Raw genomic sequence first — 14,453 nt, forward strand, 5'->3', positions numbered from 1 at the left:
GACAGTAAAAAGGTAGGCATAAGCCTACCTTTTTTATGACTTTGATCTGTACCTCAAGTTCGAGGTAGGTAGAATGGCTTATCCATTAGGCTAGCTGTAATCATATAATCCTGTTTAAAACCTTTGCTGTGTGTACCCCCTCTGATTTTCGTATTCTTGTCGTCGACGACATAGAAGATAATTTGTTTTTGTTGAGAACTGTTTTAGAAACAGAAGGCTATGAAGTTGAGACCGCCGGCAATGGTGGATCGGCTCTAGCCAAGGTTGAGAATGCTCCTCCCGACCTAATTTTGATGGATGTGATGATGCCAGATATGAATGGCTATGAAGTCACTAAAAAGATCCGGCAAAATCCCGCCCTCCCTCAAATGCCAATTTTGATTGTTACAGCCTATGACACTCTCCAAACGAGTCAAGGGCTGGCGTTGGAACCCAACAATTTTATTCGCAAGCCGATCGAGTTTGACCAGCTGCTCACTAAGGTTGCAGCCCTGCTCGAAGCCAACCATCACCACTAATACCCAAACCCGAATAAATACCCCTGATTCGTAGGGGCGTAGCATGCTACGCCCCTACAGGGTTCCTGATTGTGAATCGGGGTTTGCCAAATCGGATTTCGTATAAAAGGCTATCCATGAAATAGCTGGCTGTACTGCGTTTCTAGACTCAGCATAGTGACGAAGCGTTTAGCTAAAACGTGAAGGGGTGTTTGACATTGGCTCAAGCCTATTAGTAAGCCACCGCCTCCGTTGTTATGAACTGGAAAGGCTCAAAGCGTAAGTTTTAAAGTCTTAGAAACACACCACACTTTGAACTTTTCAACCTTTCACTTTTGTCTTTTTGTTAATAGAAACTGGATGCTAAAGTTTCGAATTAATCTACAGTTCTGGCGACAAGTACAAGGCTGAACTGCAACACAGAAGTCTGTTTGGTGACTATGAATCAGCTTTACCTTCAAAGAGGGTTAGCTATATCTATTCAGCAGCTAGAGTAGCGATCGCCTCAATCAGTTCTGCTGACTCGAAGGGTTTGCTGATATGGCGTTGGAACCCCGCTGCGAGAGCCTGCCGCTGGTCTAGGTCGCTGGCGTAGGCGGTTAGCGCTATAGCTTTGCAGCGCTGGCCTTGACGGTTTAGCTCAGCCTGAATCTGTTGCATCAGCATGTAGCCATCCATCTGAGGCATGGCAATGTCGCTGACTAAAATGTCTATGTTCAAACTAGGCAGCCGTTTCAACGCCCCTTCAGCAGAGGCCACAGCGGTAACGGCGGCCCCGGCCTGCTTTAGTACAAACTCCAGCAGCTCTCGGGCATCGGCTTCGTCTTCAACCACCAAAATGCGGATCCCGGCCAGTATATTTGTCTGACCCAAACTTGGTGGGTGAGATGCAGGGTCTGTGCCATCCAACCCATTGCTTAGGCGGCGCTGAAGGGGCAAACGTACAGTAAACGTAGCGCCCTCGTTATCGCCGGGGCTAGCCACGGTGATCGTGCCCCCGTGCAGCTCAACCAGCTGCCGGGCGATCGCCAACCCCAGCCCCAGCCCGCCAAACTGGCGCGTGGTCTTGCCATCGGCCTGGCGAAAGCGCTCAAAAATGTAGGGCAACACCTCTGGGGCGATGCCCTTGCCGGTATCAGTCACCGTCAGCTCGGCTTGAGCTAGATGACTAACAGCAGACAACCCAGCCCGCTGGTTAGTTGGGATAACGGCTCTCAGCTGAATCTCAATGCGGCCACCCTCAGGGGTAAACTTCACCGCGTTGGCTAACAAGTTCCAAACCACCTGCTGTAGCCGCCCGGCATCGCCCATCACAGGAGCAACGGCAGGGTCAAACTGGGTGCGCATGTCAATGGCCTTAGCCTCTGCCGCCAGCCGCACGGTTTCCATCGCCGCTTCAACGATGGTCTGAAGCTGCACCGGCGCCACCTCCAAGCTGAGCTTGCCCTGCAAAATCCGAGACGTATCGAGCAGATCGGCAATTAGCTGTGTTTGCAGCTTGGCGTTGCGCTCAATGGTCTGTAGCCCTCGCATCAGCGTGGTGGCATCGGGCGATCGCTTTTGCAGCAGCTGCGACCAGCCCAAAATGGGGTTAAGGGGCGACCTCAGCTCGTGGGAAAGTACCGCCAAAAATTCGTCTTTAATGCGGTTAGCTGCCTCAGCCTCACTGCGCGCAGTTTGCTCCGCCTGGTAGAGACGGGCGTTATCCACCGCGATCGCCACTTGATGGGCAATGTTCTCGGCCAGGGCTAAGTCATTAGCGGTGTAGCGGCGGCCAGTCTCAGCCATCACAAAGGAAATTGCTCCCAGGATTTGCCCCCGAGCAATCAGCGGGGTAACGATACAAGACTTCAAACCTAGCCCTTGCAGCAAACGCAGGTGCTCAGCATCGTGGGCGGCCGCCTCTAGCATCGCTGGCGGAATCTCAGCCACCAGTTGGGTTTGGCCCGTGCACAAAGTTTTGGGCACTCCTTCTAGAGCATCCAGCGACGGTGGGTATTGTCGATGCAGCTGCCAGCCCAGCTCAACCTTAGTTTGATCGCAGTGCGCCATCGCTATCCGCTCAATGCTCTGACCTGAGCCCTGGGCAGGGTGCAGCAGATCGATCGCACACCAGTCGGCAAAAAACGGCACCACCCGATCGGCAACCCGTTCTAGGGTGTCTGTATGGTTGAGCAGCGAGGCCAGCGTAGTACTAATATCCACCAGGAGCGCTGAGCGAAACTGACCCACTTCGGCATCGAGACGAGCTGCCTGCTCTCGAATCAGCTGGGCCCGCTCAGCCTCGGCCAATTTGCGGGCAGTAATGTTCGAAAATGAGGCCACTACGGCAAAGGGCGTCGGGTCATTGGGATGAAACAGCGGCCGGGTGTTAATCGAAATCCAGGTAAGGGTGCCATCGGGTCTGTGTACCCCCATAACCACGTTAGACTGCGGTTCACCGGTGCGCAGCGTGACCATTGCCGGGTGCTGATCGCCAGCAAAGGGAGAGCCATCCTCGTAGGTACATGACCAGCGGGAATCGAGGGAGCTGCGCCCCATCATTTGCTCAGCCGTCAGCCCCAAGATCTCTTCGGCGCTAGCGTTGCAGGTGAAAATGCTGCCATCGGCATGCTGTAGCACAATGCCCTCGGCCACCGTCTCAATTACCGAGCGATAGCGTTCTTCAGAGGCCTGAAGGGTAGCCTCCGCCTGCTTCTGGGCAGTAATATCGCTAATTGAGGCAACAACATTGGCAATGTGTCCCTCGGTATCAAAGAGCGGCGATGCATTGATGCACAGAATGCTCTGCGTGCCATCGTCGTGGGTGATGGCATGTTCCACACCATGTACCGCCGCTCCGGTGCGCATCACTTGGGCAAAGGGTAGGTCTTCTTCCTTAAAGGGTTGCCCGTCGATCGCAGTAATGACCCAGGCCGGGTCGTTGTAGGCTCGACTGGCCAGATTGCTGCGAGTCAGTCTCAAAATTTTCTCAGCGGCTGAGTTGGCGCTGACCAACTGCCCCTGGGCATCCAGAATAACCACGCCATTGGGAATGGTCTCAAAAATGCTAAACAGCCGGGCCTCGCTGTCGCGCAGCGCATTTTCCATTTGTTTGCGTTCGGTGATGTCGTGCATCACTACCACGGCCCCCTTGCTGCTGCTGTCTGGGGAGGCGATCGCCTGTCCGCTCGCCAGTACCGTGCGAGCCTTATCTCCCTTAGGGGCAATGACCATCTCAGCATCGACCACTCGTTCGCCCTGCAGCGCACGAAACAGCGGAATCGCCTCCTTGCCCAAGGGGGTTTTGCCATCGGGATGGTAGAGGTCGTAGTAGTCTGCCCACTGGTCGGGGGGCAGGGGACTTTCTGGCAAGCCGTGAAAGTCTCTCGCCGCCTGGTTGAACAAGCTCAAAATGCCCGCTTCATCGCAGGCTACAATGCCCGCCTGCACGTTTTCCAGCAGCACCCGCAGCAGTTCCTGCTCTTTTTCGAGGGCGATTTCAGCTTGCCTGCGTTCTTCAATCTCTAGCTGTAGTTGTTGATTGGTTTGGGAGAGTTCAGCGGTGCGTTGAACCACTAGGTGCTCCAGGTCTTGCTGCACCTGGAGTCGAGCGGCATCGGTGCGCTGGCGATCGAGTTCGGTGGCAATGCGCAGGGCAAAAATGGGCAGCAGCGCCTTGATCAGCTGCACGTTGCTCCAGGGTTTGCTATCCATCACCCCCAGAAGGCCCAGGGGAATGCCCTCGGAGTCAGAAAAGGGAATCGCCGCGTAGCTATCAATGCCCAGGGGGTGCAGCAGCGTCGCCTCCGGAAACTGAACCCTGACGCCGCCAGAGTAACAGCACAGTTCGCGCTTAAGCAGCACCTGATGACAGGGAGTGTGGTGCAGTAAATACTCAAAGTTTTCGACAAGTTGCCCCTGGGCACAGGCGGACAGGGTCTGAATGGCCTCTTGCCCGTCGCCCTTGACCAGGCCGATGTAGGCATAGTCAACCCCCAGGGTCTGGGTGAGATGCAGCACCAGAGCCGCGAAAAAGGCATCCCCCGTTTGGGTGGCTACCCCCTGAGTGATCGTCAGCAGGGCTTGGTCGATCGCATCCACCCGGTGGGCCGCCAAACGCAGGTCGAGTTCGTCGACCACCATGGCGGCTAGATCTGCCAACATCGCCCGCTGGTCGGGGCCAAAATCGTCTCGCGGCTGAGTATCAAGCACGCAAAGCGTGCCCAAAATAAAACCGTCTTGGTTGCACAGGGGTGCCCCAGCGTAAAAGCGCAGCCCTGGCTCAGCCTGCACTAGGGGGTTATTGGCGAAGCGGCTGTCGTGGCGCGCCTCAGGCACGACCAACACCTCTTCAGACAGCAACGCATGGCTACAAAACGTACTGTGCCGCTGAATTTCTTGCCCCTCAAACCCATAACAAGACTTAAACCAAGCCCGAGATTCATCCACTAAGGAAACCAGGGCCATGGGCACATTAAACAATCGTGCTGCCAAAGCGGTGATGCGATCAAACCCAGCTTCGGGAGAAGTATCTAAAATCTCGTAGCGCCGCAGGGCTTCTAACCGTCCCGCTTCGTCGTTGGGTAGGGGAGCTAAGGACATTGGCGATTCAGGGCATGTACCAAAAAGGATGAGCTATGCCGTTGATGGGCTGTCTTTGCGTGGTTAGAAGTATGCCTCTGGTCTAACTTCCGAAGTGTAGAAGAATTCAGGCTCGAAGACCTCCCCCTTGGGGCAGACGTTGATCCCGGCATAATACACGTTCGACAAACTCCACTTTTGCCCACAAACAGACTAGCTATTAGTATGCCCGTCCTCGAGATTTTCGATAGCTGATCCCAAACTTGAAACCAGCTTAAGTTCAGGCCTTTAAACTGCGCTCTGCCTGCACCATCTTTGCTTGACAAACCCAAGCGGCAGGCCAAAAATTGGTCCTTCACTTCTCTAACAAAAGCTGGTTGATTTGAGCGATCGCTTCAACTTTTCGAGGCTGACTCTGCCAGCACAATGCTCAAAGCAGCAGCAGGCAACACCGCAGAATTTGGTGTGAATCCAGCCTTTAAAGCATCTCAAAGGAAGCGTTTTTTGTCTTAGCCACTATTGCTAAATCGTCAACAGAAAGGCGGCATCACCAGGATGTCGGCTCAAGCGGAGGGGCGATCGCGCCAGCCACCTACAACGAACTAGAGTCTAAGCTGGCTGCCTCCTCAGGTGACTGAGGCAGGTGCAGACCACATTCTTGCTTGAGCCCCTTAAAACGGGTGTCGCGTTCGTTGTCGTCAGCCGCCGTGATCGGGCGGCTAGAGTGCCAATCGCCCACGGTCACATAGCCCTGATCAAACAGCGGGTGGTAGGGCAAGTCATGGGCCACCAGGTAGTCATACACATCCTTAGAGGTCCACTTGAGAATGGGCAGCAGCTTGTAACGCCCCCCTTGCTGGCCCACCCGCCCCAGCGACTTGCGGTGGTCGGTCTGGTTCGATCGCAGCCCGGTGAGCCAAGCCGTGGCATTGAGGTCGCCCAAGGCTCGCTGCATGGGCTCTACCTTACGGATTTTGTCGTAGCGGTTTAGCGCCTCTACATCGTGCTGCTCCCACAGGCGGCCATGCAGTGCTTCCATGCGGGCCGGACTGAGGGGCGACTGGTAGACCTTAAGATTGAGGTTAAGGCGGGTCGTGAGGTCTTCAGCAAAACGGTACGTTTCAACCGGCAGATAGCCAGTGTCAACCCAAATAATTGGAATCTGAGGCACCACCTGGGTCACCAGATGCAGCATCACCGCCGACTGAATGCCAAAGCTAGTACTGAGAACTAGACCGTCACCAAAGGTACTGTGGCCCCACTGCACCAAACTGGTGGCGTCAGCCTCTCCCCACTCTCGATTGATAGCATCGAGGTCAAGAACGGGGGCAGCCTGCCTCTTGCTAGGCAAGAGTGCGACATCTGACATGGGTTTACTCCTTCCGTTCAACAAAGTCGTAGCTCCAGTGCCACAATTCTGTGGTGGTTGTGCTGTCAGCTAGGCCGCCAGCAGAGTCAATTGATGTTTCAGAACACAAAGTTCATGCTACACCGTAGCTCAGCCCCCTGTATTCTTATCCGCCTTTAGCCGTATTTCGACATTAGCCGATCTGTAGATCATAAACGAGCGTAGCAGGGACAATTCGTGACCTGAGGGCGTTTTCTTTCGGGAAACCGAATTTGAGGGATCCGTTTTGTGATGGAAAATTGGCAATTTGTGCAGTGATTTAGCTAGACCAAAGCATGATTTAACCCCTAAAATCCAGCCTAAATCTCGCCGCAACCCCCCCCCCTCCCATGGCCATTACTCCTTTCTACCCCCGCGACTTGATTGGCTACGGCCGCACCCCGCCCCACGCTCAGTGGCCTGGCAATGCCAAAATTGCGGTGCAGTTTGTGATCAATTACGAAGAAGGGAGCGAGAACTGCATTCTCCACGGCGATGCAGCCTCGGAGGCGTTTTTGTCGGAAAGCGTGGGGGCCGCACCACTAACCGGGGTGCGCAATATGAATATGGAGTCGATGTATGAGTACGGCAGCCGAGCCGGATTTTGGCGGTTGCATCGACTGTTTACGGGTCGCGGCTTGCCGCTGACGGTGTATGCCGTAGCCATGGCCATGGCCCGTAACCCCGAAGCTGTGGCGGCCATGACCGAAGCTGACTGGGAGATCGCCAGCCACGGCTACCGCTGGATTGACTACCAGTACTTCGGTATTGAAGCCGAGCGCGAGCACATTCACCAGGCGGTAGAGATTCATACCCAGGTGGCGGGCAGTCGGCCCCTGGGTTTTTACCAGGGTCGCAACAGCCCCAATACTCGCGCTCTGGTGGTCGAAGAGGGCGGCTTTCTCTACGATGCCGACAGCTACGCTGACGATCTGCCCTACTGGAACACTGAGTACGGTAGACCGCACCTGGTGATTCCCTACACCCTCGACAACAACGACATGCGCTTTGCCACCTACGCCGGGTTCAACTCAGGGGATCAGTTTTTCGCCTATCTGCGCGATGCCTTTGACACCCTCTACGCGGAGGGCGATGAATGCCCCAAAATGATGAGCGTTGGCCTGCACTGCCGCCTGGCGGGCAAGCCGGGGCGCACGGCGGCGCTGGCAAGGTTTTTGGACTATGTGCAGGGGCGCGATCGCGTCTGGATCTGCCGCCGCATCGACATCGCTCGCCACTGGCACGAGCACCACAAACCCGCCTAACCTAGAGGGGTTCACCTTGCCTAGCGCTCCCATGCATCCCCCCGATACCCGCTGGGTTCAGCGATTCGCTAACTTCGAGCGCACGTTTTTGCTGCTGCGCGATGCCCTCGATATTGAGTCACCCTCACTGGTGGAGCGCGCGGGGATCATTCAGTTCTTTGAGCTGGCCTTTGAACTGGCGTGGAAGGTGATGAAAGACTACGAGGAGGCTGAGGGGATTGTGGTTAAAACCCCTAGAGAAGCCATTAAGCAGGGGTTTCAGATCGGTCTGATTGCCCAAGGTCACGGCTGGATGAACGCCCTACAAGACCGCAACCTGACCACGCATACCTACAATGAAGCCACGGCGATCGCAGTCGAAACCAGCATTCGCAACGACTACTTTCCCCTACTGGCCGAACTTTACCAAGTTCTCAAGGTGAAGGCTGATGGCTAACGCCTACGGTCTTACCGAGAGCGACAGGGCTCAGATCGTCGGAGCCTTTCGCCAGTTTGAGGAGATTGCAACGGTGGTGCTGTTTGGCTCGCGGGCCAAGGGCAACTATAAGCTAGGGTCAGACGTGGATCTGGCGGTGAAGGGCGATCGCATAACCCAGCGCACCATCGCCCAGCTCGCCGACGTGCTCAATGAGGATCTGCCGCTGCCCTATTATTTTGATGTTGTGCAATACAACACCCTGGAGAGCCAGCCGTTGGTTGACCACATCGATCGCGTTGGCGTAGTCATTTACGACCGGGCTGAGGAATTGACTCCCATCTAGCCCATTCCATTAGGCGGTATTATCAACTCCAACGCGAGTCGGCGGGGGAGCTAAGAGTGCTAAGTCCTAGACTGATTGGACGGCTGTTGCGGGTGGCTGAAGCCATCGATACCTTGAGCGAGTGGATTGGTAAGAGCCTGAGCTGGCTGGTGCTGCTCACCGTGGCCGTGGGTTTTTACAACGTCATGGCCCGGTACGTTGGCCGGTTTTTGGGTCTACAGCTGGCCTCGAACGGACTGCTTGAATGGCAGTGGTACCTATTTTCGATCACGTTCTTGCTCAGCTTTCCCTACATCCTCCAGCAGGGGGCAAATGTGCGGGTCGATTTTTTGGAGTCAGGCTGGAGCGATCGCCGCAAGGCCATGATTAGCTTCTGGGGCACGGTGCTGTTTCTGATTCCCTTTTGCGTGCTGGGGCTGTGGGTGACGGTGAACCCGGTGATGCAGTCGTGGGGGCTGCTGCCCGACGGCACTTGGGGCCGCTGGGAGGTTTCCTCCGACGCCAGCGGGCTGCCCAGGGCACCAATCAAATCGATGGTGCTGGTGGGCTTTGGCCTACTGCTGCTCCAGGCCGTAGCCCAGGCAATTAAATATTGGGCGGTGTGGTGCGGCTATATCGAGGGCAGGCTGCTGCCAGAGGCCGAGGCTGACCTGCCGCCCCTGGAGTAAGCAGTGATGGGCGAATGATAATTTTCAAGATTTGGATTCAGTTTCTTTAGTCCCCCTTATAAGGAGCGCCATGGGCTACGAGTGGTTAGCGATCGCGATGTTCGTTGGCTTCTTTGTGATTTTGATGAGCGGCTACCCCGTGGCATTTTCCTTTGCGGGTACGGGCCTGGTGTTTGGCCTAGTGGGCTGGCTGCTCGGGGCCTTTGAGCCCGCCCGCCTCTTGCTGCTGCCCAACATCTGGTTTGGCACCATGGCCAATTTCACCCTGCTGGCGATTCCATTTTTTGTGTTCTTGGGCGCGGTGCTTGAAAAGTCAGGCCTGGCGGAGGAGCTGCTAGAGACCATCGGCCTGGTGCTTGGCCCCCTGCGCGGCGGCATGGCCCTGGCGGTGGTGCTGGTTGGCACCCTGCTAGCGGCAACGACTGGGGTGGTGGCCGCCACCGTCATTCTCATGGGCATGATTTCGCTACCGATTATGCTGCGCCACGGCTACGACAAAGAGTTGGCCGCCGGCACCATCATTGCCTCAGGCACCCTGGCACAGCTGATCCCGCCCAGCCTGGTGCTGGTGGTGCTGAGCGACCAGCTGGGGGTGTCGGTAGGCGATCTGTTCCTGGGAGCGCTGATTCCGGGGCTGATGCTGGCCGGAGCCTATGCGATCTATGTGCTGATGGTGGCCTACTTTAAGCCTGGCACCGCGCCGCCGCTGCCCCTAGCCATGCGCCAGATCAGCCCCTGGGACCTGCTAAAGCGAGTAATGAAAGCGATCGTGCCGCCGGTACTGCTGATTTTTGTGGTGCTGGGCAGCATTTTCTTTGGCATCGCCACCCCCACCGAGGCGGGCGCGGTGGGAGCAGTCGGGGCCTGTGGGCTGGCCGCCCTCAACAGACGACTGACGCTCAAGCTGCTGCAAGAGGCCGCCCACGCCACAGCGATCGTGACGGGGGTAGTGCTGATTATTCTGTTTTGCTCATCGTTTTTTGGCCTGGTGTTTGATGCCCTGGGGGGCAAGACCCTAATCACCAATCTGCTGGTGAATATGCCGGGGGGCTACGTGACCTTTTTGCTGGTGGCCAATCTGGTGATTTTCGCCATGGGGGTGTTTTTAGAATTTATTGAGATCTGCTTTATCGCCATGCCGCTGCTGGTCCCCGCCGCCCAAGCTCTAGGCATTGACATGGTGTGGTTTGGGGTGGTGATGGCGCTAAATTTGCAGACGGCGTTTATTTCGCCGCCGGTGGGGTTCTCGCTGTTTTATTTGCAGAGCGTGGCCCCCAAGACCATCAGCACCCGCGAAATTCACCGCAGCGCGTTGCCGTTTATGGCCATTCAGCTAGTAGTGCTGGTGGTGGTGATGGTGTTTCCCCAGACGGTGAGCTGGCTGGTGGAGCGATCGCTCCAGTAGCCTTACCTTAGCGTCAGCCCTTGTGCTAGGCGGGCGGCTCGCCCCCAGCCTTGAGATTGCTGTAGACGAAGCGCTCAAAGGCTCCCTGATTGAGCTGACTCCAGGCATAGATGCGATCGCGAAACCCGCGCCAGTCGTTATAGATGGCTTTAAAGTCGGCGTCGTTGGCGGCAAACTCATCGTAGAGGTCAAAGGTGGCCTCCTGGGCGGCGGTCATAATCTCGGCGCTGTATTCACGCAGCTGCACGCCGTCGTCAACTAGGCGTTGCAGGGCTTCATTGTTGCGGGTTTCGTAGCGCGACAGCATTTCCATGTTGGCCTCAAAGGCCGCCGCACGCACGATCTGCTGGTAGACCTCGGGCAGTTGATTCCACTGGTCGAGGTTGATCTGCACTTCGAGAGTGCTGCCCGGCTCCCACCAGCCAGGGTAGTAGTAGTACTGAGCCACCTTATTCAGCCCCAGCTTTTCGTCGTCGTAGGGGCCTACCCACTCGGCGGCGTCGATCGCCCCGGTTTGCAGCGCCTGAAAGATCTCGCCTCCAGGCAGCGTCTGCACCGTCACCCCCAGCTTGCTCATCACCTGGCCCCCCAGACCGGGGATGCGCATCTTGAGCCCAGCCAGGTCGCTGACACTGGCGATCTCGCGGCGAAACCATCCTCCCATCTGCGCCCCGGTATTGCCAGCCGGAAACTGAATCACGTTGAACTGGCGGGCATAAAACTCCTGAAGCTTGTCTAGCCCGCCGCCCTCGTAGAGCCAGGCGTTTTGCTGCTGGGGCGTCAGGCCAAAGGGCAGACTGGCCCCAAAGCCCATCACCGGGCTGCGACCCACGTAATAGTACGACGCCGTGTGACCACAGGGCACTGCCCCCTGGGAGACCACGTTGAGCACTTCTAGGGGGGGAGCAATTTCGCCAGCGGAGCGGGGTGAAATGGTAAACCGACCGCCGCTCATGGTGCTGACGCGATCGGCAAAGGTCTGAGCCCCACCCAAAATTGTGTCGAGGGCGGCAGGCCAGCTAGTGGCCATTTGCCAATCGATCCGGGGCAAATCCTCAGCGGTGCCCTCTGCTACTGGGGAAGAGGCCCCGGTGCAGGCGGCCACACTCGCGGTCGTAGCTGCAGCCACACCCCAGGTTGTCGTTTTAACCAACTGCCGACGCTTCATGGCACCTCAACGTAGGGAAACCCCAGGACAAAACAAAGCAGCAGCCATCAATCGGCGACTGCCGTATATTCAAACTGAGGTCGATTGTCCTATAGACTGAGGTCGATTGTCCTATAGGTTGAGATCTGCTGGCGCTATCAGTAGGAAATCGTAAGAAAACGGACTCTAGTCCACTGTTCGTGGACTAGGCAGCCATTAATGCTGAATTAGTTAGGTTTGAACTCTCTACTCGCTTAAGATCTTGGGCACTTTGAAGAAGCCATCTTCGCAATCGGGAGCGCAGTCGAGAATAGCATCTCGTTCGGCAAAGGTCTGAAGACTGTCAGTGCGGGTAATGTTGCTGAGCTCAATAGCGCGAGTAGTGGGCTCTACGTCGTCGGTGTTGAGCTCCTTGAGCTGCTCTACGTAGTCGAGAATGCCGCTGAGCTGCCCGGTGAACTGCTCTTCTTCTTCGGTAGTGAGTTCTAGGCGGGCCAGAAGGGCAACTTTGCGAACTTGTTCAAAATCGATCATGGAAACGTCATCCAGAAAAGGGAATTGAATCTCGTCAGCTGTAGGTTGGGAGAAATGCGGTGGTGGGCAATGCCCACCCTACGGGCTACAGAGCTTGCCTTAGAAGAAAATGTCATTCTTCATGCGGCCAGTGTTCTTCATCCAGTTTTGAGCTTCGATGTAGTTGTTGGGGGCGATCGTGATCGCCTCCAGCCAGTAACGGGCCGCTTCGTCAAAGAGGTTTTCGGCGGTGTCGGTGTCACCGCTGGCTTCAGCCTGCTCGCCTTTGTAGTGGTAAATCACCGCAATGTTGTTAAGGGCCTGACAGAGGCGAGGGTTCAGGTCGAGCGCCTCCTTATACTTCTCTAGGGCAATCTCATGCTCGCCGTTGCTGGCATGAATCAGGCCCATGTTGTAAAGGATGAAGCTCTTATCGTAGGGTTCTTCCTCTAGAGTCAGGGCTTCGCGGTAGTTTTCCATAGCCTCAGCGTATTCCCCATCGGCCTGGGCAGACATGCCGTCGCGGTAGTAGGCAAACGCCTCCTTCTGGCTCTTTTTAGTGGGCATCATCTTCAAAATCATGTCGGCCATGACAGTGAAGGATTTATCAATGAAGTTGTCGTTGCGTTGGGTTCTTGGCATGGGTAGCGACGCGCAAATGAGGGACTTAACGCTTACCTAAGCCCGGCGGCGGTGGTGTTGCCGCAGCAGCAGCTCAGGGGCTAGGCTAGACAAATATATAAATTACACTAGCAAACCCTGGCGGTTTAATGGCAGCGGCCTTGAGACCACCTGCCGGTAGACGGCATTTTTGTGTAGAACTAGAGTTAGCCCAATTTAGCCATAGAAGGAAGTCCACTGGCTGTAGACCAGTTCTGGCCAAGGGCTCCGAGGGTTAAGCCACGTTATGCCGCTGGAATGGATTTATCTTTTTTATTGGCGATCGCACTCATTGTTACGCTCATCTTCTGGCTCAATCGTCGCCAGAGCCGACGGCGGCCCGCTACCCATCGCTCGCCAGCCGCTACCGTCCCGAGTCGGTCGGTGCGGGGCCACACCCAGCGACAGCTCTTGCGCCTAGTAGGGGGCAACCAAGCTGTAGCCGAGCGCTTGGTCGAGCAGGTGCAACTGCGCAATCCTAGCCAGAGTGAGCAGTGGTGTTGGGAAAAAGCGATCTATGACATCCACCGCGATCGCCACATTTCTTGAGCAGCAGATTTCACCCTAGTTTCTATGGTTATTCACGTAGTTGACGCGGGTGCCAGCCCAGTTGAGCTTGTTGCGCAGGGTGCCGTAGTAGGAATGGTCTTGGCGCAGAATGATGAACTGGGCCATGGCTTCAGCGCTGCGCACATCTACCCGCTGCCCCGGCCAAATGGCGGTGCCCAATATCCCGTCGGTCCACAGTTTGGTGGTGAGGTCGGGGTCAGCCAGGGGCCACACGCTAACCACTGAGCCCGGCGGCAGCACAATCGGGCGACTCGATAGACTCAGCGGGCAAATCGGCGTCACCACGATCGCATCCATGCCGGGGTGAATAATCGGGCCACCCGCCGCCACGGTGTACCCAGTCGAGCCAGTGGGGGTGCTGATCAGCAGACCGTCGCCCTGGTATTGATCCACTACTTCGCCGTCGATCTCCATTTCGAGCATAGAGGTGATCATGCGATCGGGGGAAGCGGGCTTGATAGCCATTTCGTTGAGGGCCAGGTAGACCTCGCTGAGGGGGTCGAGGTTGGTGCGGTGGCCTTCGTAGATGCGGGCCTGTAGCATCATGCGCCGCTGAACGGCAAAGCGATCGCTCAGCAGCCGATCCCAAACCGCCTCAGTGTCATCCATCTCCTCAGAGCTTTCGGTCAAAAACCCCAGATGTCCGCCAATATTGACCGCCAGAATCGGGATATTCTCAGCGGCCAGATTGCGAGCCGCTGTCAGCGCCGTGCCGTCACCACCAAACACAACAGCCAGATTAATCGGCTGACTCACCGAGGCCAAAAACACCGGGTAGGGATTGTCCTTGGGCCCGCTGGGGCCGCGCAAGACCTTGCTGCCCAGAGCCTCTAGCTGGCGGGCGCACTTCTCCGCCCACTGTTGGCTCAGCCGATTGCCAGCCTTATGGACAATGATGACTTGCTCAAGTTGCACAACAAAATGCGGTGGGTTGATAGTACAGAGCAAAAGAGCACACCGTCTCTAGCGTACCTAGACAGCGACACCCCAGTGCTTTAAAGACAATTGTAGAGGGAG

At 56.4% G+C, this 14,453-nt stretch carries 13 protein-coding genes; 7 read left to right on the top strand and 6 right to left on the bottom strand.

The genetic code is table 11. The features are described from left to right. The first annotated feature begins 128 nt into the window (after window positions 1-128). On the top strand, window positions 129-518 hold the full coding sequence (locus NC979_RS05915; protein WP_190518389.1) for a response regulator: 390 nt from the start codon (window positions 129-131) through the stop codon (window positions 516-518). Between the two features lie 456 nt (window positions 519-974). Here the strand turns inward: NC979_RS05915 and NC979_RS05920 are convergent, their stop codons facing one another. Beyond that, complete coding sequence (locus NC979_RS05920) at window positions 975-5,081, bottom strand: PAS domain S-box protein (protein WP_190518391.1); 4,107 nt, start codon at window positions 5,079-5,081, stop codon at window positions 975-977. A gap of 571 nt (window positions 5,082-5,652) precedes the next feature. Further along, a complete protein-coding gene (locus NC979_RS05925; protein ID WP_190518393.1) occupies window positions 5,653-6,429 on the bottom strand; it encodes a phosphoadenylyl-sulfate reductase in 777 nt (258 codons plus the stop codon). A 368-nt stretch (window positions 6,430-6,797) separates the two neighbouring features. Here NC979_RS05925 and puuE point away from each other — a divergent pair, with 368 nt between their 5' ends. The 5 genes from puuE to NC979_RS05950 all read left to right on the top strand — a co-directional run bounded on the left by puuE (window position 6,798) and on the right by NC979_RS05950 (window position 10,546). Next, entirely contained in the window at window positions 6,798-7,712 is a 915-nt protein-coding gene (gene puuE, locus NC979_RS05930) for an allantoinase PuuE (protein WP_199308794.1), read from the top strand. A gap of 16 nt (window positions 7,713-7,728) precedes the next feature. Beyond that, the gene (locus NC979_RS05935; RefSeq protein WP_242023979.1) at window positions 7,729-8,148 is read left to right on the top strand and encodes a nucleotidyltransferase substrate binding protein; all 420 of its coding nucleotides are present in this window, start codon (window positions 7,729-7,731) and stop codon (window positions 8,146-8,148) included. Further along, window positions 8,141-8,473, top strand: a complete 333-nt coding sequence (locus tag NC979_RS05940; protein WP_190518395.1) for a nucleotidyltransferase domain-containing protein — start codon at window positions 8,141-8,143, stop codon at window positions 8,471-8,473. The genes NC979_RS05935 and NC979_RS05940 overlap by 8 nt, the downstream gene beginning before the upstream one ends. 56 nt (window positions 8,474-8,529) lie before the next feature. Continuing rightward, window positions 8,530-9,141, top strand: coding sequence for a TRAP transporter small permease subunit (locus NC979_RS05945; protein ID WP_431191023.1), 612 nt, complete (start codon window positions 8,530-8,532; stop codon window positions 9,139-9,141). A gap of 70 nt (window positions 9,142-9,211) precedes the next feature. Then, entirely contained in the window at window positions 9,212-10,546 is a 1,335-nt protein-coding gene (locus NC979_RS05950) for a TRAP transporter large permease (RefSeq protein ID WP_190518397.1), read from the top strand. Between the two features lie 25 nt (window positions 10,547-10,571). On the opposite strand, the gene NC979_RS05955 is transcribed toward NC979_RS05950, so the two are convergent. The 3 genes from NC979_RS05955 to NC979_RS05965 all read right to left on the bottom strand — a co-directional run bounded on the left by NC979_RS05955 (window position 10,572) and on the right by NC979_RS05965 (window position 12,848). Then, entirely contained in the window at window positions 10,572-11,714 is a 1,143-nt protein-coding gene (locus tag NC979_RS05955) for a TRAP transporter substrate-binding protein (RefSeq protein ID WP_190518399.1), read from the bottom strand. A gap of 225 nt (window positions 11,715-11,939) precedes the next feature. Further along, window positions 11,940-12,227 carry an Asp-tRNA(Asn)/Glu-tRNA(Gln) amidotransferase subunit GatC gene (gene gatC, locus NC979_RS05960; protein ID WP_190518401.1) on the bottom strand — a complete coding sequence of 96 codons (288 nt, stop codon included), beginning with the start codon at window positions 12,225-12,227 and terminating at the stop codon, window positions 11,940-11,942. A 99-nt stretch (window positions 12,228-12,326) separates the two neighbouring features. After that, complete coding sequence (locus NC979_RS05965) at window positions 12,327-12,848, bottom strand: photosystem I assembly protein Ycf3 (protein WP_190518403.1); 522 nt, start codon at window positions 12,846-12,848, stop codon at window positions 12,327-12,329. A 276-nt stretch (window positions 12,849-13,124) separates the two neighbouring features. Between NC979_RS05965 and NC979_RS05970 the strand changes: the two genes are divergently transcribed. Beyond that, entirely contained in the window at window positions 13,125-13,415 is a 291-nt protein-coding gene (locus NC979_RS05970; RefSeq protein WP_190518406.1) for a hypothetical protein, read from the top strand. 15 nt (window positions 13,416-13,430) lie between these two features. Here NC979_RS05970 and NC979_RS05975 read toward each other — a convergent pair whose 3' ends face one another. Continuing rightward, the gene (locus NC979_RS05975; protein WP_190518408.1) at window positions 13,431-14,351 is read right to left on the bottom strand and encodes an NAD(+) kinase; all 921 of its coding nucleotides are present in this window, start codon (window positions 14,349-14,351) and stop codon (window positions 13,431-13,433) included. Between the last annotated feature and the right edge of the window lie 102 nt (window positions 14,352-14,453).

Source organism: Leptolyngbya subtilissima AS-A7, assembly GCF_039962255.1.
Classification (GTDB): domain Bacteria; phylum Cyanobacteriota; class Cyanobacteriia; order Phormidesmidales; family Phormidesmidaceae; genus Nodosilinea.

Coding starts and splice junctions, on each gene's coding strand:
- NC979_RS05940 (WP_190518395.1), top strand. CDS start 8,141: ATGGCTAACGCCTACGGTCTTACCGAGAGCGACAGGGCTCAGATCGTC.
- puuE (WP_199308794.1), top strand. CDS start 6,798: ATGGCCATTACTCCTTTCTACCCCCGCGACTTGATTGGCTACGGCCGC.
- NC979_RS05955 (WP_190518399.1), bottom strand. CDS start 11,714: ATGAAGCGTCGGCAGTTGGTTAAAACGACAACCTGGGGTGTGGCTGCA.
- NC979_RS05925 (WP_190518393.1), bottom strand. CDS start 6,429: ATGTCAGATGTCGCACTCTTGCCTAGCAAGAGGCAGGCTGCCCCCGTT.
- NC979_RS05920 (WP_190518391.1), bottom strand. CDS start 5,081: ATGTCCTTAGCTCCCCTACCCAACGACGAAGCGGGACGGTTAGAAGCC.
- gatC (WP_190518401.1), bottom strand. CDS start 12,227: ATGATCGATTTTGAACAAGTTCGCAAAGTTGCCCTTCTGGCCCGCCTA.
- NC979_RS05970 (WP_190518406.1), top strand. CDS start 13,125: ATGGATTTATCTTTTTTATTGGCGATCGCACTCATTGTTACGCTCATC.
- NC979_RS05950 (WP_190518397.1), top strand. CDS start 9,212: ATGGGCTACGAGTGGTTAGCGATCGCGATGTTCGTTGGCTTCTTTGTG.
- NC979_RS05965 (WP_190518403.1), bottom strand. CDS start 12,848: ATGCCAAGAACCCAACGCAACGACAACTTCATTGATAAATCCTTCACT.